An 18,106-nucleotide genomic window follows, 5' to 3' on the forward strand; every position below is an offset into this window, starting at 1 on the left:
AGATTATCAAACCAATCAGGCAATTCAACTTAAACTGATTGCGATGGGGTGATACGTTCGCGCCGGGAAACAGGGAATCGATCAGGTTCCCCGCATCCGGGGCGGCGTCTCCGGGCAGGGGACGCGGACGATATGCCCGGGCGGACAACGCAAGGCACTTAGTGGAGATCGGAGAGACGAGATGATGGACGGCGACGACAGACCGGCCGGCAAATGCCCGGTGATGCACGGCGCGCTCACCACGGCGGAGACGGAAGTCACGCATTGGTGGCCCAAGACGCTGAACCTCGACATTCTGCATCAGCACGACACCAAGGTCAGCCCGCTTGGCGATTTCGACTACCGCGAGGCGGTGAAGGACCTGGACTTCGAGGCCGTGAAGGCCGACGTGAAGGCGCTGATGACCGAGAGCCAGGACTGGTGGCCGGCCGACTACGGCCATTACGGCGGCCTGATGATCCGGCTTGCGTGGCATTCCGCCGGCTCCTATCGCCTGGCCGATGGCCGCGGCGGCGGCGGGCATGGCAACATCCGCTTCGCGCCGCTGAACTCCTGGCCCGACAACGGCAACCTCGACAAGGCGCGGCGTCTGCTGTGGCCGGTCAAGAAGAAGTACGGCAACAAGCTCAGCTGGGCCGACCTCATCCTGCTCGCCGGCAACATGGCCTACGAGTCGATGGGCCTGAAGACCTACGGCTTCTCCTTCGGCCGCGAGGACATCTGGCACCCCGAGAAGGACGTCTACTGGGGCGCCGAGCAGGAATGGCTCGCGCCGTCCGAAAACCGCTACGAGAACCTCGACGATCCCTCGACGCTGGAGAACCCGCTGGCGGCGGTCCACATGGGCCTCATCTACGTCAATCCCGAGGGCGTGAACGGCAAGCCGGACCCCATCAAGACCGCGGCACAGGTGCGTGAGACCTTCGCGCGGATGGCGATGGACGACGAGGAGACCGCGGCGCTGACCTGTGGCGGCCACACCGTCGGCAAGGCCCACGGCAACGGCGATGCGGCCGCACTCGGCGCCGAGCCGGAAGGCGCGCCGATCGAGGACCAGGGTTTCGGCTGGATGAATCCGCACATGCACGGGGTCGCGTCGAATGCCGTGACCTCGGGTCTGGAAGGCGCCTGGACGACCCATCCGACCAAGTGGGACATGGGCTATTTCGACCTCCTGTTCGGCTACGAGTGGGAGCTCACGAAATCGCCCGCCGGCGCGAACCAGTGGCGGCCCATCGACATCAAGGAAGAGGACATGCCGGTCGATCCGTCCGACCCCTCCAAGCGTGTCATGCCGATGATGACCGACGCCGACATGGCGATGAAGATGGACCCGACCTACAACGCGATCTGTCAGAAGTTCATGGCCGACCCGGCCTATTTCGACGACTGCTTCGCCCGGGCCTGGTTCAAGCTGACCCACCGCGACCTCGGCCCCCGGACCCGCTACATCGGTCCGGATGCCCCGAAGGAAGACCTGATCTGGCAGGACCCGATCCCGGCCGGTTCGACCGCCTACGACGTGGCGGCGCTCAAGGCCGATATCGCGGCCTCCGGCCTTTCGGTCGCCGACATGGTGTCCACCGCATGGGACAGCGCGCGGACCTTCCGCCAGTCGGACCTGCGCGGCGGGGCCAACGGTGCCCGCATCCGTCTCGCCCCGCAGAAGGACTGGGAAGGCAACGAGCCGGCGCGGCTGGCCTCTGTCCTGGCGGTGCTGGAGCCGCTGGCGGCCAAGCACGGCGCCTCCGTCGCGGACACGATCGTGCTGGCGGGTAACGTCGGCGTCGAGCAGGCGGCGAAGGCCGCGGGCATCGACGTGACGGTTCCCTTCACCCCGGGCCGCGGCGACGCGACGGCCGAGCATACCGACGCCGAGAGCTTCTCGGTGCTGGAGCCGCTGGCCGACGGGTTCCGCAACTGGATGAAGAAGGACTACGCCGTCGCGGCGGAGGAGCTGATGCTCGACCGTGCGCAGCTTCTGGGCCTGACGGGTCCCGAGATGACCGTCCTTGTCGGCGGCATGCGGGCCATGGGCGCCAACCACGGCGGCGCGGCGCATGGCGTCTTCACCGACCGTCCCGGCGCGCTGACCACGGATTTCTTCGTGAACCTCACGGACATGTCGTGGAAGTGGCTCCCGAAGGCGTCGAACCTCTACGAGATCGCCGATCGGAAGACCGGCGAGACGAAGTGGACGGCGACGCGCGCGGACCTCGTGTTCGGTTCCAACTCGATCCTGCGCGCCTATGCCGAGGTCTACGCCCAGGACGACGCATCGGAGAAGTTCGTGAACGACTTCGTGGCTGCCTGGACGAAGGTCATGGAGAACGACCTGTTCTGAACGTTTCCGAACAGGACGCCGGGGCCGCGAGGCTCCGGCGAGGAAACGGTGGAACGGCACGGCCCGGGGGGAAACCTCCGGGCCAGTTTCGTACTGGCGCTTGCCAGCGGGGGTTTTGGGAGATCCTTTTCGCCCGGCCATGCGCATTCCGGAACACGAGGGGCGGCTTCAGATATGGGAGATGCCGACGGCGATCAGAGCCACGTTGGCCGCGTATAGCACAAGGTAGGGTATGACGAGCCGTCGGGCCCGACGATCGGGGTCCTTCGCCCAATAGATCAGAGGCCAGGCCACGACCGAGAAGATCAGGACCGGCATCATCATGGATGCCATGAATGTGGTCATCCAGACGAAGTATTCCCAGCCGGATGTATACCAGCCGTTAACTTCTTCTCTCCCGACGAAGAACACCCCTATCCAGTCGTTCCAATACCGCGCCGGCAGCTCCGACCATGCGATCGACCCGCTCGTCGCCATCACGATGACGGCGACCAGCCCAAGAACGGTGTTGTAGACGATCGCGGTCATCATGACGCCGAACAGGAAGAGCGACGTGTATTTCAGGGCGATCCGGCCGTTGCCGGTTCGCAGTCGCGATGTCCTGGTCATCCTTGCCCCCCCGTCCATCCCGCTGGCAGGGTAGCCATTACTCCGGACGCAATAATTGACCTGCATCAATGGACGGTGGTTGTCCGCCGGGCAGGGGGGCTACGGGCAGGCGCCCGGGCGATGTGACGTCGCGCACCCCGCCTCGCGCGAAACCGACGCTCGGGGGGTGCGGGGGGCACCTGCCAGAGGGCTTTCTTCACGGTCATTTGTCCGGGAATGACACGCGGAACAGGTCGGACAGGTCGCGGGATGGCGCAGGGCGCGCTACACTCACCGCAGGACTGGAGGTGTTCCATGAACCGCAGATCATTCCTGGGCTGGACCGCGAGCCTCGGCGCCGCATGGGCCGCGCTGTCCCGGCGCGCCGCCGCAGCCATTGCCGAGGGCCCCTTCGAAGTCACCCGCACCGAGGCCGAATGGCGCGCGATGCTGAGCGACCTGCAATACGCCGTGATGCGCGAGGCCGCGACGGAGCGTGCCTTCACGAGCCCGCTCAACGACGAACACCGGCAGGGCATCTTTCACTGCCGGGGCTGTGACCTCGCTCTGTATTCCTCCGAGACGAAGTATGACAGTGGTACGGGCTGGCCGAGCTTCTACGACGCGTTGCCGAATGCCATCGGCACGATGGAGGACCGCTCGCTGTTCTTTCAGGTGCGGACCGAGTGCCATTGCCGCCGCTGCGGCAGCCACCTCGGCCACGTCTTCAACGACGGCCCGCGGCCCACGGGCAAGCGACATTGCATTAACGGCGTGTCGCTGGTGTTCCGGCCGGCCTGACGCGTCTCAACTCACCCGTTCGCCATAGGGGCACACGTCGTCGTCGAAGGGGACGTGCCGTTTCCGGAAGGGCCTGTCCTCCACCACCTCGGGCGCGGCGATCCGGTCCATGCGGAAATGGCGGAAGTCCTCTCGCGCCGGGTCCCAGGCCACGAGGTACCAGAGCGGCGGCAGGATCAGGACGGCCTGAGGTTCCACTTCGCGCCGTGTCCCGGCACCCTTCGCATCGCGGTAGGCGAAGCGCAGGCACCGCTGCCCGAGGAAGGCCGCCTCGAAGGCGGGCAGCAGCGCCGCGTCCATCGCTCCCATGTCCGAGATGTCCTGCTTCGGGGAAAGCCGCCCGACGTAGAGGCAGTCGAGCATCCGCCGGAGATCCTGTACCTTCTCGCGCGGAAGCGCCCGCTCGATCTTGGCGAGGCCCGCATCGGCGAGGTCGGCGAAGGGCAGGGAGCGGGCCGCGCGCATGGCGGCCACGCTGACGAGGAGCGCGAACACCTCCGTCACGGTCAGCCGTGCGGTCGTCTGCATGGAGCTGGGGTCGAGCTGTAGCCCGCCGCCGCGCCCGCTCTCGGAATGGATGAGAAAGCCCTGCTCGCGCAGCGCACCGATGTCGCGAAGGATCGTGCGCCGCGATACCCCGACTTCGCCCGCCAGCGCCCCCACGGTGGAGGCGCCGCTGCGGCGGAGGATGCGGAGGATTGCGTCGTGCCGAAGGCGCGCGGTCATGGGTCGTGCCGAAGGCGCGCGGTCATGGGTCGTGCCGAAGGCGCGCGGGCGTGAGTCCTGCCGAAGGCGCGCTGTTGTCGTCATGTGGGAGGCGGTTTGCCATGGAAGCAGCCTAGCACTTTCGGTGCCAGATCGTGGCACCTTTTCCTTCTAGGCCCGTCCCTGTCAGTTCAGCACAGGAGACCGAAGATGACACATGACGCACGCCCGCTGGCCGTGAACCCGCCCAACCTGCCCGATCCGCGTCCCTACGGCTACAGCACCGCCGTCCTCGCCCCCGCCACCGGGCGGCTCGCCTTCATCTCCGGGCAAGGAGGGCAGGACGCGACGGGGGGGCTCTCGCCCGACTTCGCGACGCAGGTCACGCAGGCCTATGCGAACCTCGGCGCGGTGCTGGAGGCGCTCGGCGCCGGGCCCGGGCAGGTCGTGAAGCTCACCGTCTACGTCGTCGATCACGACATGTCGAAGCTCGGCGTTCTCACACAGGCCGTGACCTCCATGTTCGGCGATCACCTGCCCGCGCAGACGCTGCTGGCCGTGCCGAAGCTCGCTCTCGACCCGATGCTCTTCGAGGTCGACGCCGTGGCGCTGCTCGGGTGACTGGACGGGGCGGCGCGACCCGCCGCCCCTCTCACATCTCCACCACGCGCCCCGTCCGGATGCTCTCGTCCGCCGCGAGGCAGATGGCGAGCGACCGCACCGCGTCCGCCATGTGACGGGTCAGGTCGATGTCCTCGGCGATGGCCCGCAGCACGTAGGCCTGTTCCGCGTCGCACAGGTCCTGGTGTCCGGGCTCGTCCGCAAGCGCGATCATCTCGTCGCCCGTCGGCCGGTGCACGAGCAGCCCGCCGACCTTCGTGTGCCCGTCGATGTCCGAGGATGCCCCCTTGTCGGCGTCCGTGATCGACACCGCGCCGTTCGGGCTGATGATGTCCTTCACGAAAAACGCCGTCTCGGACATCATCGGGCCCCATCCCGCCTCGTACCAGCCGACCGATCCGTCCTCGAACACGACCTGCAACTGGCCGTAATTGTACATGTCCGGCGCGATCTCGTCCGACAGGCGCAGGCCGATCCCCTGCACGCGGACGGGGGCGGCATCGGTCACCTGGCACATCACGTCGACATAGTGGACGCCGCAGTCGACGATGGGCGAGGTCGTCGCCATCAGCGCCTTGTGCGTCGCCCATTCGGCGCCTGTCGACTGCTGGTTCAGGTTCATGCGGAAGACGTAGGGCCCGCCCAGGCGCCGCGCCTCGTCGATCATCCGCACCCAGGACGGGTGATGGCGTAGGATGTAGCCCACCACGAGCTTGCGGTTCAGCCGCGTTGCCGTCTCCACCACGCGCTCGGCATCGGCGACGGTCGTGGCCAGCGGCTTTTCCACGAAGACATGGGCGCCCGCCTCCATCGCGGCGATGGCGAGGTCGGCGTGGCTGTCGGAATAGGTGGCGATCACGACGAGGTCGGGACGGGTCTCCATTCCGGCCTCGAAGCTGTCGAACCGGGGATAGGGGGCGAGCGCGTCGGGCAGGTCGCGGGGCGATCGGTTCACGAGGCCGACGATCTCGGAGCCTTCCAGCCGATGATGGGCGAGCGCGTGGCTCACCCCCATGTTTCCAAGGCCCACCACCAGCGTTTTCGTCATTTCAGCCGCCTCCCGTTTGCGTCAGGATGGACGCCAGGGGCGGCAACGGCAAGGGCAGCAGGACATGACAGGGCAGGACACGCGGATGCGCCGCGAGGTGGCCGAGATCCCGCAGGCGGTCGAGCGGCTGCTGACGGACGGCGCGGCGGCGGTGCGTGCCGCGGCGGCTGAAATCGCACACCGCGATCCGGCCTTCTTCGTCACCGTCGCGCGCGGGTCCTCCGACCACGCCTGCACCTATTTCAAGTATGCGGCCGAGCTGCTGGCCGGCCTTCCCGTGGCCTCGGTCGGCCCCTCGGTCGCCTCGATCTACGGGGCGAAGCTGAAGATGGCGGGCGCGGTCTGCCTGTCTGTCTCGCAATCGGGCCGGAGCCCCGACATCGTGGACCTGACGCGGGCGGCGCGGACGGGCGGGGCCTACACGGTTGCGGTGACGAACGATGCGGCCTCGCCGCTGGCAGGGGCTGCGGACGCGACCCTCGACATCCACGCGGGCCCCGAACTGAGCGTGGCGGCGACCAAGACCTTCGTGACCTCCGCGCTCGCCTGTCTCTGGGTGCTGGCGGAGATGACGGGAGACACCGATCTTCTCGCCGCGATCCAGGCCTTGCCCGGCCGGCTCGCCGAAGCCGTCGAGGCCGACTGGAGCGCGGTGGCGGGCGTCGTGGGCGAGGGGTCGCTCTACACGCTGGGCCGGGGGCCGTCCTGGGCGATCTCGAACGAGGCGGCGCTGAAGTTCAAGGAGGTCTGCCAACTCCACGCCGAAAGCTATTCCTCCGCCGAGGTGCTGCATGGGCCGGTCTCGATCGTCGAGCGCGGCTTTCCCGTGCTGGCCTTCTCGGCCGCCGATGCGGCGGAAGGGCCGCTGGCGGAGGTCGCCGATGCGCTGGCCGGGAAAGGGGCCCTGGTTTTCGCCACGACCGACAGGGTGCGCGTGGCGCATGCCCTGCCGACGGTGCGCACCGGCCATCCGCTCACCGATCCGCTGTCGCTGATCGTCAGCTTCTACGCGATGATCGAACGGGTGGCCGTGTCGCGCGGTCTCGACCCCGACATGCCGCGCCATCTGCGCAAGGTGACCGAGACGACGTGAGGGGCGATGTCGCCCTGCGCTAGCTTTCCAGTCGCCGGGCTGCGCCGACCTCGACTTCCCGCCCGGTGATCCTGCTCCGGACCGCCGCGAAGGCGAGGGCGAGGCTGAAGAGGTTCTCGCGCGCCGAGTTCTCGGGCTCGCGCCCCTCCTCGATCGCGCAAAGAAGCTCGCCCATCGTACCGCGGAACCCGTCGTTGAACCACTGGCCCTCCAGCACGGGCCGCGCGATCCCCTGCGCCGTCGTCAGCGTGACCGTCTGCGCGCCGAGGTCCGGGCCATCCGACACGAGGCTGCCCTCCGTGCCCCCGACATAGGTCGTGTCGCGTGGCCCGTGGGGCGTGCCGCCGTCGAAAACGAGGCTCGCCTGCCCGCCATCCAACCGCACCAGCGCCTGCGCAAGAAGCGGCACCTTGTTGGCCTGTCCGGCCCCACGGGCCGAGGTCGCAAAGACCGAGCGCGCGCGGCGTCCCGTAAGCGAGGCCACGAAGTCGAACCAATGGACGCCGAAATCGTAGAGGACGAGATCCTCGATCTCGTCGAACGGGGTTCCGGCCGTCCAGCCGTGGTTCCAGTGCAGCGAGACATGCGCCGAGAGGACCTCGCCGATCAGTCCGCCCTTCACGGCCTCGCGCATCCAGGCCTTGTGCGGCGCCCAGCGGCCGTTCTGGTTGACGGCAAGCCTGCATCCCTTGTCCTCGGCGAGTTTCACGAGGTCCTCGCCGACACCGAGGTCGGTGACGAAAGGCTTCTGGCTCAGCACATGCTTGCCCGCCTTCAGCGCGGCTTCGATGATCGGCGCGCGGTGCTCTGGGTGGAGGGTGACGTCGATCACGTCGATCTCGCTGTCGGAGAGCATCGCCTGCCAATCGTCCTCGATCCGCGCGGCTGGGCAGTATTCGGCGGCCTTCGCCTCGGCCTTCGACCGCGTCCGGTTCCACAGCGCCGCGACCTCCCAGCCCGCCGTCCTGTAGGCGTCGAGATGGCTTGCCGAGATCCCGCCGGTCCCGATCATCCCGATCCGGGGGCGGTAGGACTTCGGCATCGGCGGCTTGTAGGGCAGGTCGGGCGCCGCGATCTCGGGCAGGGCCGCAGACTTGAGCGCGTAGGTGTCGGTATCGCCTGCGTCTTCGGTCATGGGATCAACTCCAGCGTGCGCTTCTCGGCGGCCGAACGGGCGGCGGTGTCCACGATGCGTTGCGCCGTCAGGCAGAGCGCGGGGTCGAGCGGGCCGCCCACCTTCTCGCCGCGCGCGAGACAGCCCAGCACGTATTCGATCGCGTTGCGCTCTCCCTCCTTCAGGGGGTCGACGGGGATCTCGTGCCGCTCGGGCCGCGCGCGGGTCTGGACGGTCACGTGGCTTGCGTAATCGGGGGAGGCGATGGTCCCGTCGCTGCCCACGAAGGTGAAGCCGCACGTGGGCTGCGGCTGATGTGTCCAGGGGTCGGTGAAGGTGCCCCAGCGCGTCTCCATCCGGGAAAGCCCGGTGGCATAGCGGCAGACGGCGACGGCGTGCTGGTCGACCTCGATCCCTGGCGTCTCGTCCACCGTGCAGGTCACCTCGAGCGGTGCGCGCCCGTTCATGTACCAGGTTCCCAGCGTCGCCCCATAGCCCATGTAGTCGAGCAACGACCCGCCTCCGCTGGCCTTCTTGTACCACCAGCTGTCGGGCTTCTGGCGCTCCACTTCCTCGGGGCTGACCTCCACCTTGTCGGCGAGATGCCACAGCGGCCCGCGGTTGCCGTCGTAGAAATGCACCTCGCGCAACTCCCCGATCATCCCCTCGTCGATCAGCCGTTTCGCGGTCACGTGGCTTTCGACCCAGCGCAGCGGCCAGTTGATGGCCATTTGCCTGCCCGTGCCCTCCATCGCCGCGATCATCCGGCGCGCGTCGGCGGTGGAGGCGGCGAAGGGCTTCTCGACGAAGACGTGGACGCCATGGGGCGCGAGGCGTTCGACGTAATCCGCGTGCTCGGCGGTGGCGGCGCAGAGGATCGCCATGTCGTAGGGGCCGGACGCCATGCAGGCGTCGAAATCGGTGAAATAGCGGTCCTCGGCCACGCCGAACTTGCCCGCCACGCCTTGCATCTTCGCAAGGTCGGGGTCGTAGAGCCCCGCGATCTCCGCCTCGGGATGCTCATGCACGAGGCGCAGGAGGTCGCCCATGTGCATGTGGTCGAAACTGATGCCGACGATACGGAACTTCGACATGTCTTTCTTCCCTCAGCGTTGTTCGGTGAAGCGGACGTAGAGCGCCGTGACGGCGAGGATGATGAGCCCGAAGAGCGCGATCCGTGCGCCCTCGGGCATCCGCGCGAGCGTCAGCATGGTCTCGATCACGCGCAGGATCAGCGCGCCGACGATGGCGCCCGCGAAACTGCCCCGCCCGCCGAAGATCGAGGTGCCGCCGATCACGGCGGCCGCAACGGAAGGCAGCATCAGCGGATTGGCGAGGCTGAGGGACGGCGCGCGGATCATGCCGAGATAGAGGAGACCCGTCAGCGCCGCGATCAGGCCCGACAGCACGTAAAGCGCCATCAGCACCTGCCAGCTGCGCACGCCCGAAAGCTTCGCCGCCTTCTCGTTCGAGCCGAGCGCGAAGAGGAGCCGGCCGAAGCCGGTATACCGCATGAGCCACAGGATGAAGACCGCGAAGGGCACGAAGAGGAAAAGGCCATTGGGCAGCCCCGCCGTGCGGCCCGTGCCGAGCCATTCGAGGATGTCGGGAATGTCGGTGCCCGTGGCGATGACGTAGCGCTGGTAGACCTGCAGGCAGCCCGTGGCGATCAACCCCGTCCCCAGCGTCATGATCAGTGGATGGACCCGCGCGATCCCCACCCCGAAGCCGTTCACAAGACCCACGATCGCGCCCACGACCATGGCGGTCAGCATGGCCGGAACGGGCCCGATCAGAGGCGTCAGCGTTGCGGCGACGAAGGCCGCGCAGGTGGCCACGATCCCGGCGGACAGGTCGATCCCCCCCGTCAGCATGGTCAGCACCTGGCAGGCAGCGAGCATGGCGAGGGGGATGGCGAACTTGATCGTGTTCCCGGCCCAGAAGGGCGAGATGATGCCGGGCCGCATCAGCTCCAGCGCCCCGATCAGGAGGAACAGGAGGCCGATCAGCGGGATGACCGGGTTGTCCTTCAGGAACCGGCCGAGCCGCACCAGCGCGCGGGTTTCCGTCTCGGCCTGCGGGTGGATGTCGCTCATGTCGGTCCCCTCCCGCGCATCATCAGGAAGGCGCCGAACATCACGACGCCGACCATGATGGTGCCTTCCACGATGGTCGTCACGTTCGGGTCCACCGCCGCGAGCGTCAGGATCGTGCGGATGATCCTGAGGATGAAGACCGCGATGATCGGCCCCAGCAGTCCGCCGATCCCCCCGCCCAGTGTCACGCCGCCCAGCACGACGGCGGCGACGGCGGCCAGCAGGTATGGGCCTGGCACGGGCTCTCCGATGCCGGTCAGCGCCAGAAGGCTCAGGCCTCCGAAAGCCGAGAACAGGCCGCAGAACGCGTAGGCCGCGGCCTTGGTGCGGCCCACAGCGACGCCCGAGCGGAAGGCCGCGTTCTCGTCCGATCCGGTGGCGTAGATCGCGAGCCCGAGCTTCGAGCGTTTCAGCGGCACCCAGATCAGGGCGACGATCACCGCCATCACGATCAGCGCCTGTGGCAGCCCGTCGATCAGGACCGATCCCACGATCGCCTCGCGCAGGAAGGGCGCCGCCGCGCCGCCCGGCGAGTTCAGGATCAGAAGCGCGGTGCCTTCCCATACGAACAGCATGGCAAGCGTCACCACGATGTCGGGCACCCGCGTCACCACGATCAGCACCCCGTTGATGAGGCCCATCAGCGCGCCGACCGCCAGCGTGATGAGGATCGCGGGCACGCCCCCCATGGTCTGCATCAGGACCGCCGCGGTGACCGAACACACGGCCATCATCGAGGCCACGGACAGATCGATACCCCCGACGATGACGACGACGGCCATGGCCGCCGTGGCGAAGGCGAAGGGAAGCGCGGCGCGGGCGAGGCTTTCCAGTCCCGAGACCCCGAAGCTCGGCTGGATCAGCCGCGTCACGCCGAGCAGCACGAAGAAAAGCGCGATCAGGCCGAGCGTCCAGGCGTTCTTGCGCACGAAGCTCATGCCGCGCCCTCCGCCGTGCCGAGCCCGTAGGCCGCGCGCATCAGCCGTTCCTCGGTGGCCTCGGTGGCCTCGACGAGGTCGACGACGCGGCCGTTGAAGATGACCACCGCCCGGTCGCAGGCCAGCGGCACTTCCCCCAGTTCGGAGGTGAAATAGAGGATCGCCGCGCCCTGTTCGGCCAGTTCGCGGACAAGGGGGTAGATCTGCCGCTTGGTCCTCACGTCGATCCCGCGCGTCGGGTCGAACAGGAGCAGCGTCTTCACCCCATGGGCCAGCCAGCGGCCGATGGTGACCTTCTGCTGGTTCCCGCCCGAAAGCCGCTGAACCTCGCCCTGCGCGCGGGTGTCGATCTGGAGCCGCTCCACCGCCTCGGCCACGCGCGTCTTCTCGTGGCGGAGGCGCAGCGGACCCCAGGTGCGGGCGCGGGCGGAAAACGGCATCGCGATGTTCTCGCGGACCGAGCGCTCGCGGAACAGCGCCTCGGCCCGGTTCCCGGGGACGAAGCTGAGCCCCGCGGCGATGGCGTCGGCGGGATGGCGGAAGCGGGCGGGCGCGCCGTCGATCTCGATGGTGCCCCCGGCGGGCTTGCGGAAGCCCGCCAGCACCTCGAAGAGTTCGTCCTGCCCCTGGCCTTCGAGGGCGACGACGCCCAGCACCTCGCCGGGGTGCAGCTCGAAGCTGGCATCGGTCAGCTTCGGCGCGGCGGCAAGGTTCTGCACCCGGAGGCGCGGGCGGCCCTCCGGCCTCGGCCGTGCGGTTTCGGCCGCGCGCTTGCCCAGGTCGATCCGCGTGCCCAGCATCATCTCGACCACACGGTCCTCGACGCCTTCGGTGATCTCCACGTCGCCGACGCTTCGCCCGTCCCGCAGGACGGTGGCGCGGTCGCAGAGTTCCGCGATCTCGGCGAAGCGGTGGGAGATGTAGATGACGCCGCGCCCGTCATCGGCCTGGGCCCTCGCGACGCGAAGCACGCGCTCCACGAGGTCGGTGGGCAAGGCGGCGGTGAGTTCGTCGAGCAGCAGGACATCGGGCGTGCTCGCCAGCGCTCGGGCGAGGTCGATGATGCGGAGCGTCGCAAGCGGCAGATCGCGGATCATCGCGTCGAGCCGCAGTTCCGGGTGGCCAAGCTCGGCCGCCCAGTGGCGGAAGGCCTCGGCATCGGTATCGCCGAGACGCAGGTTGTCGGACACATCGAGATCGGGGATCAACGAGGGTTCCTGGTAGACCGGCACGAGGCCCGAGCGCCGCGCCTCGGCGGGCGAGCCGACGCGGGCCTCGGCGCCCCGGATCGTGACGCGGCCGGCATCGGGCCGGATCGCGCCCGTGAGGATCTTCACGAAGGTGGACTTGCCGGCGCCGTTGGCGCCCATCAGCGCGACGACCTCGCCACGCCGGACGGTCAGGCTTGCGTCCGTCAGCGCGCGCACGGCCCCGAAACTCTTGGCGACGTTGCGCGCGTCCAGAAGCGCGTCCGCCGTCGAGGCGGGCAGGGGATCGGGATGGGAGGTCATGCGGTCGCTGCCCGTGGGTTATGCTGCTCGAGGGTGCGGCCCCCGAACCCGCGCAGGGGTCCGGGAGCCGCGGGGAGGATACCGATCAGCCTTCGCCGGGGCCTTCGCAGGCGATGATCTGCTCCATCGTGTAGTCGGTCCATCCGGGGATCGAGACGGAGACCGGCCATTCGGGGTCGAGGTTGGGGTTCTGCGCCGCCATGATCGTGGCGCGGCCCTCGTCGGTGGTGTTCTCCCACAGGACGGGATCGACCAGCACCGTGGTGCTGTCGGGCGCCTCGCCGTTGAGGATGTCCACCGCAAGCGCGATGCCCGCGCCGCCGACGGAGCCGGGGTTCGTCACGGCCGCGCCCTGCAGCCCCTCGACCGTGGTCAGGTACTGCACGAAGCCCGCGTTGTCGGCGCCCACGATCGGCACCAGCGGCGCGCCGCTTTCCACGAAGGCGTCCACGATCACGTTGTCGATGCCCGACGTCCAGACGCCGTCGAACGGGATGCCGGTGGCCAGGAAGTCGAACATCTGCTGCTTGCCCTGGTCCTGCTGCCAGCCGGTGAAGACCTCGTGCACCACCTCGATGCCCGGGAACTCGGCCAGCGCGCGGCGGAAGCCGTTGTCGCGGTCGGTGTCGGCCGAGACGCCGGCGATGCCGCGCATGTAGACCACGTCACCCTCGCCGCCGAGCTGCTCGAACAGCCAGCGCGCGCCGAGATAGGCATATTCCTCCTGGTTGTTGGACAGGATGTAGGCGCCTTCCGCCGTCACGCCCGCGTCCACCGCCACGACCACGATGCCCGCTGCCATCGCGGCCTCGAGCGCGGAGTTCAGCGCGTCGGGGTTCGAGGGGTTGAGGACGATGGCATCGACGCCCGCCTCGATGAGGTTGTTGATGTCTTCCAGCTGGCCCGCGCTGTCGGTGTTGCGGTGGGCCACGATCAGGCCGGTGACATCCGGTTCCACCAGCGCCTGCGCCCGCATGGCGCAGATCATTTCCTCGCGCCAGCCGTTGCCCTGCACGGTGTTGGAGACGCCGATCGTGTAGCCGCCATGTGCATCGGCGAAGGCGGCGGGCGCCACGGTGACGGAGAGTGCGGCGACGGCCGCTCCCATCATCAGTCTTCTGGTCATTTCTGGTCCTCCCAGTTGGATTGGTTCATGAAGTCGGTGTTCGGGGTCTTGGCGCCCCTGTTGGTTCATGTCTGGCTCGTTCACTTGATGAACGGGCTCAGCACGTCGCGGGCGAGGCAGAAGCCGCGCTTGATCTTCTCGTCGGTCCCCTCGAAGAGCCGATCCTCGTGCTCGATGATGACCGGCCCATCGTAGCCCGCGCGGTAGAGGCCCGAGAAGAAATCGGACCAGTCCACGTCGCCAAGGCCGCAAAGCCGCGGGATCTGCCAGCCCATGCCGGCCGACAGGATGCCGCGTTCGTAAAGCCCGTCGCGGTCGATCATCAGGTCCTTGGCGTGGACATGCCCGAAACGGGGGCCGAATTCCTTGATGAACCGGTTCATGTCGATCATCTGCAGGACCAGGTGCGAGGGGTCGAAGTTCATCGCCACCGCGTCGCCCCATTCCTCGAAGATGCGCCGCCAGATGCGGGGGCTGTAGGCGATGTTGTGCCCGCCCGGCCATTCGTCGTAGCTGAAGATCATCGGGCAGTTCTCGAAGCACAGCGTCACGCCGCTGTCGGCCGCGTGCTTCACGATCGGCGCGAAGATCTCCTGCGCGCGCGTCCAGTTCTCGTCGACGTTGAGCGTCCGGTCCCCGCCGATGAAGGTGTTGACCACCTTGATCCCCATGGTGGAGGCGCCGGTGATGACCTTCCTGAGGTGGCCGATCACCTCCTCGCGGTGGTCCGCATCGGCATGGAGCGGGTTGGGATAGTAGCCGAGGCCCGAGATCGTGATGCCGCGCTCGGCCAGTCCGCCGATGATCTCCTCGCCCTGCGCCTTCGTCAGGCCGTCCACGTCGATGTGGGACGTGCCGGCATAGCGCCGCTTCTCGCCGCCGCTCGCGGGCCAGCAGGCCACCTCGAAGGCGGAGAAGCCGTTGGCGCCCGCCCAGTCGGCGACCTCCAGCAGTGGCGTGTCCTCGAAGGGGGCTGTCAGAAGGCCCAGGTGCATCGCGTCTCTCCCTCAGATCTCGTCCAGTCTCACCCAGCGGCCTTCCCGGCCAGAGCGCAGGACCGCGTCGCAGAAGACCATCTCGTAGTGTCCGTCCTCGAACGTGGCCCAGGTCGAGCCCGCCTGCCGCCCGCCCGCCGCGACGTCAGCGTAAACCGCGCGGAAGAAGGCGAAGAAGCTGTCGGCGAAGCCTTCGACATGGCCGGGCGGCAGGCTTGCCGCCGCCGTGCCCGTGGCGTTCATCAGCGTGAAGTCCCGCATCAGGACCTCGTTCGGCCCGTCGCGGTGCCCGATGAACAGGTGATCGGGCGTCTCGCTGTCCCAGGCTGCGCTCGCCTTCGAGCCTGCCACGTCCCATTGCAGCGAGTTCTTGCGGCCGATGTTGATCTGGCTCGTGCTCATCACGCCCCGTGCGCCGCCCTCGTAGCGGATCACGATCATCGCGGCGTCGTCGGTGTCGATCTTCACGGTTTCCGTGGCTCCGGCGGCGCTGGAAAAGGTCTCGACCGGGCCGGTCGGCCTCTCGCGTTCGGGCAGGAAGGTGGTGAGCTCCGCCATCACCGCCTCGGCCTTCAGCCCGGTGATGAAGCCCGTCAGGTCCACCCAGTGCGTTCCGATATCGCCGACCGAGCGTAGCGCGCCGCCCATCTCGGATTGCAGCCGCCAGTTCCAGTCGGTGGGCTTGGCCAGCCAGTCCTGGTGGTAATGCCCGGTGACGAAGCGGATGTCGCCGAGCTCCCCGGCCCGGACCATGCCATGGGCCTGCTGGTTCAGCGGATAGAAGCGGATGTTGTAGCAGACGGCGGCGACCTTTCCGCTGGCCTTCGCGATCTCCACCATCTCGGCCGATTGCTCGGATGTCATGGCGAGCGGCTTCTCGCAGATCACGTTCTTGCCGGCCGCGAGGATCGCCTTCACCTGCTCGTAGTGCGCGTGGTTGGGCGAGGTGACGTGGACCACGTCCACGGCGTCATCCGCCAGCAGTTCGTCGAGCGACGCGTAGGCATGGGCCACGCCGATGTCGGCCGCCCGCGCCGCGCCCCGTCCGGGCGAGGAGCCGAGCACGCCCCTGACCTGCACGCCAAGCCGCCTCAGCGCCTGCACATGCACCGTGCCGATGAAGCCCGTGCCGATGACCGCGGCGCCGATCCCTGCGAAATCCGTCATCTCCCCTCCTCAGACAACCGAGTATCCCCCGTCCACCGGCAGGCAGGTGCCCGTCATGAAGGCCGCGGCCGGTGAGGCGAGGAACAGGACCGCGCCGACGATGTCGCCGGGCTGGCCCCAGCGCCCCATGGGGGTCCGTGCCTCCACCCCGGCGACGAAGGCGGGGTCCTGCCGCGCGCGGGCCGATTGCTCGGTCACGATGAAGCCGGGCGCCACCGCGTTGACCCTTATCCCGTCCTGCGCCCAGGCGATGGCGAGCGACTTCGTCAGCTGCTCCACCCCCGCCTTGGACGATCCGTAGGCCGGGTTCCGGGGGCTGCCGAAGCGCGCATACATGGAGGCGATGTTCACGATCGCCCCCTTGGCGGCCTTGAGCGCCGGGTGCATCGCCTCGGCGCAGCGGAAGCTGCCGGTGAGGTTCACGTCGAGGACGTGGGAGAAGAAGTCGGGCGCCATCTCCTCGCCACGGCGCGTGATCGCGGCGCAGTTCACGAGGATGTCCACGCGGGGCAGGGTAGCGGCGAACGCGCGGACGGCCTCGGTGTCGGTCACGTCGAGCTGCGTGTAGGCAAAGCGGTCCGCATCGACCGGGTCGGGCGAGGGCTCGGCCCCGGTGATGTGAACCTCGGCGCCTGCGTCTTGAAAGGCGCGCGCGATGGCGGCGCCGATCCCGCCACGGCTCGCGCCGACGACGACCGCCGTCAGGCCCCCGAAATCGAAGGACGCCCCCGGCATCAGCCGTGCCTCCGGAACGGATGGCGCATCCTGCGACGCATCACCAAGTCAGACCTCCCTTCGCGCGGTATTCCGCGTCTGTAATCGTTTTCATGACCGGATAGATGTTTCCCGGTCCGATGAAATCGATTACATCTTCGAGGCATGATCGGATTCGAGTCAACCCGTTTGTGAGCGATACAAGAGAGATCCGCGCGGCCCAGAAATCGGCCACGATCCAGGACGTGGCCCGCGCCGCGGGCGTCTCCACGGCCACGGTCAGTCGTGCGCTCAGCAATCCCGACCTCCTGTCCGAGCGCACCCGCGCCGCGGTCATGGACGCGATCCGGACCACTGGCTACCGCGTGAACCAGGCCGCGCGGAACCTGCGGATGCAGCGCGCGGGCGCGGTCCTCGTTCTCGTGCCGAACCTCGGCAAGCCGTTCTATTCCCGCATCCTCGCCGGCATCTCCGATGGCTTCGCGGACAGCGATTATGCCGTTCTCATCGCCGACACCGAAAGCCGCCCCCTGCGCGAGGGGGAGCTTCCGGGCTACTTCCTCGACGGGCGTATCGACGGCGTGATCTCGCTCGACGGCGGGCTCGATCCGGTCGCGCTCAGGGCCTGCGTCGAGGCCGGGGTGGGCGGGCGCATCGTCTTTCTCTGCGAATGGGTGGAAGGCGCGGATTTCCCGGTCATCCGCACCGACAATGCAGAGGGCGCGCGCCTCGCCATCCGGCACCTGCATGCGCTGGGCCACCGCAAGATCGCCCATGTCACCGGGCCCGAGGGAAACGTGCTGACCGCCGCCCGGCGTCTGGGCATGCTGGAGGAACGCGCCCGTCTGGGCCTGCCGGCGCGGGAGGAATGGATCATCCGCGGCGACTTCTCGCTCGAGTCCGGCCACCGCGCGGCCGAGCTGATCCTCGGGATGGCGGAACGGCCCACGGCCGTCTTCTGCGCCGCCGACATGGTCGCCTTCGGACTGATCGCCGGGCTGCAGGCGCGGGGGCTGTCGGTGCCGGGGGACATCTCGGTGGTCGGCTTCGACGACATCGACATGTCGGAATACTACGTGCCCTCGCTCACCACGATCCGGCAGGACCGCCACCGGCTCGGCCGGGAGGCGGCCAAGGCGCTTCTGCCGCGGCTCGGTCCCGGCGCCGCGGTGGCGCCGCCGCTCCACGGCATGGTCGACGTGGAACTCGTCGTCCGCGACAGCACCGCGCCCCCGCCCTGATCCG

General features: G+C 68.4%; 17 protein-coding genes. 5 read left to right on the forward strand and 12 right to left on the reverse strand.

The features are described 5' to 3' along the window. Positions 1–184 precede the first annotated feature (184 nt). Positions 185–2,344 (forward strand): catalase/peroxidase HPI, encoded by a 2,160-nt coding sequence (gene katG, locus N8I71_RS08055; RefSeq protein ID WP_262877581.1) that lies wholly within the window; start codon positions 185–187, stop codon positions 2,342–2,344. A 168-nt stretch (positions 2,345–2,512) separates the two neighbouring features. Here the strand turns inward: katG and N8I71_RS08060 are convergent, their stop codons facing one another. Then, complete coding sequence (locus tag N8I71_RS08060; protein WP_262877442.1) at positions 2,513–2,953, reverse strand: hypothetical protein; 441 nt, start codon at positions 2,951–2,953, stop codon at positions 2,513–2,515. 294 nt (positions 2,954–3,247) lie between these two features. Here N8I71_RS08060 and msrB point away from each other — a divergent pair, with 294 nt between their 5' ends. Beyond that, positions 3,248–3,733 (forward strand): peptide-methionine (R)-S-oxide reductase MsrB, encoded by a 486-nt coding sequence (msrB, locus tag N8I71_RS08065; protein WP_262877443.1) that lies wholly within the window; start codon positions 3,248–3,250, stop codon positions 3,731–3,733. A gap of 6 nt (positions 3,734–3,739) precedes the next feature. On the opposite strand, the gene N8I71_RS08070 is transcribed toward msrB, so the two are convergent. After that, on the reverse strand, positions 3,740–4,459 hold the full coding sequence (locus tag N8I71_RS08070; protein ID WP_262877444.1) for a helix-turn-helix transcriptional regulator: 720 nt from the start codon (positions 4,457–4,459) through the stop codon (positions 3,740–3,742). A 189-nt stretch (positions 4,460–4,648) separates the two neighbouring features. Here N8I71_RS08070 and N8I71_RS08075 point away from each other — a divergent pair, with 189 nt between their 5' ends. Continuing rightward, positions 4,649–5,059 (forward strand): RidA family protein, encoded by a 411-nt coding sequence (locus N8I71_RS08075; protein ID WP_262877445.1) that lies wholly within the window; start codon positions 4,649–4,651, stop codon positions 5,057–5,059. Between the two features lie 31 nt (positions 5,060–5,090). Here the strand turns inward: N8I71_RS08075 and N8I71_RS08080 are convergent, their stop codons facing one another. Further along, complete coding sequence (locus tag N8I71_RS08080) at positions 5,091–6,107, reverse strand: Gfo/Idh/MocA family protein (protein WP_262877446.1); 1,017 nt, start codon at positions 6,105–6,107, stop codon at positions 5,091–5,093. A 64-nt stretch (positions 6,108–6,171) separates the two neighbouring features. Here N8I71_RS08080 and N8I71_RS08085 point away from each other — a divergent pair, with 64 nt between their 5' ends. Beyond that, positions 6,172–7,200, forward strand: coding sequence for an SIS domain-containing protein (locus N8I71_RS08085; RefSeq protein WP_262877447.1), 1,029 nt, complete (start codon positions 6,172–6,174; stop codon positions 7,198–7,200). A gap of 19 nt (positions 7,201–7,219) precedes the next feature. Here the strand turns inward: N8I71_RS08085 and N8I71_RS08090 are convergent, their stop codons facing one another. From N8I71_RS08090 to N8I71_RS08130, 9 genes are all read right to left on the reverse strand, one after another. Then, the gene (locus N8I71_RS08090; RefSeq protein WP_262877448.1) at positions 7,220–8,335 is read right to left on the reverse strand and encodes a Gfo/Idh/MocA family protein; all 1,116 of its coding nucleotides are present in this window, start codon (positions 8,333–8,335) and stop codon (positions 7,220–7,222) included. Continuing rightward, entirely contained in the window at positions 8,332–9,408 is a 1,077-nt protein-coding gene (locus tag N8I71_RS08095) for a Gfo/Idh/MocA family protein (RefSeq protein WP_262877449.1), read from the reverse strand. The genes N8I71_RS08090 and N8I71_RS08095 overlap by 4 nt, the downstream gene beginning before the upstream one ends. Positions 9,409–9,420: 12 nt before the next feature. After that, positions 9,421–10,410 carry an ABC transporter permease gene (locus N8I71_RS08100; protein ID WP_262877450.1) on the reverse strand — a complete coding sequence of 330 codons (990 nt, stop codon included), beginning with the start codon at positions 10,408–10,410 and terminating at the stop codon, positions 9,421–9,423. Beyond that, positions 10,407–11,348: an ABC transporter permease gene (locus N8I71_RS08105; protein WP_262877451.1), complete on the reverse strand. Its 942-nt coding sequence runs from the start codon at positions 11,346–11,348 to the stop codon at positions 10,407–10,409. Before N8I71_RS08105 ends, N8I71_RS08100 begins: the two co-directional genes overlap by 4 nt. Beyond that, complete coding sequence (locus tag N8I71_RS08110; RefSeq protein ID WP_262877452.1) at positions 11,345–12,859, reverse strand: sugar ABC transporter ATP-binding protein; 1,515 nt, start codon at positions 12,857–12,859, stop codon at positions 11,345–11,347. Before N8I71_RS08110 ends, N8I71_RS08105 begins: the two co-directional genes overlap by 4 nt. 85 nt (positions 12,860–12,944) lie before the next feature. Next, a complete protein-coding gene (locus N8I71_RS08115) occupies positions 12,945–13,985 on the reverse strand; it encodes an ABC transporter substrate-binding protein (protein ID WP_262877453.1) in 1,041 nt (346 codons plus the stop codon). Between the two features lie 80 nt (positions 13,986–14,065). Next, positions 14,066–14,980, reverse strand: coding sequence for a sugar phosphate isomerase/epimerase family protein (locus N8I71_RS08120; protein ID WP_262877454.1), 915 nt, complete (start codon positions 14,978–14,980; stop codon positions 14,066–14,068). Positions 14,981–14,992: 12 nt separating this feature from the next. Next, positions 14,993–16,147, reverse strand: a complete 1,155-nt coding sequence (locus N8I71_RS08125) for a Gfo/Idh/MocA family protein (protein ID WP_262877455.1) — start codon at positions 16,145–16,147, stop codon at positions 14,993–14,995. A 9-nt stretch (positions 16,148–16,156) separates the two neighbouring features. Next, a complete protein-coding gene (locus N8I71_RS08130; protein WP_262877456.1) occupies positions 16,157–16,882 on the reverse strand; it encodes an SDR family NAD(P)-dependent oxidoreductase in 726 nt (241 codons plus the stop codon). A gap of 170 nt (positions 16,883–17,052) precedes the next feature. On the opposite strand from N8I71_RS08130, the gene N8I71_RS08135 reads away from it, so the two are divergent. Continuing rightward, positions 17,053–18,102 carry a LacI family DNA-binding transcriptional regulator gene (locus N8I71_RS08135; protein WP_262877457.1) on the forward strand — a complete coding sequence of 350 codons (1,050 nt, stop codon included), beginning with the start codon at positions 17,053–17,055 and terminating at the stop codon, positions 18,100–18,102. Positions 18,103–18,106 lie beyond the last annotated feature (4 nt).

Origin of the sequence: Roseicyclus sediminis, from assembly GCF_025515305.1 — a bacterium.
Lineage (GTDB): Bacteria > Pseudomonadota > Alphaproteobacteria > Rhodobacterales > Rhodobacteraceae > Roseibacterium > Roseibacterium sediminis.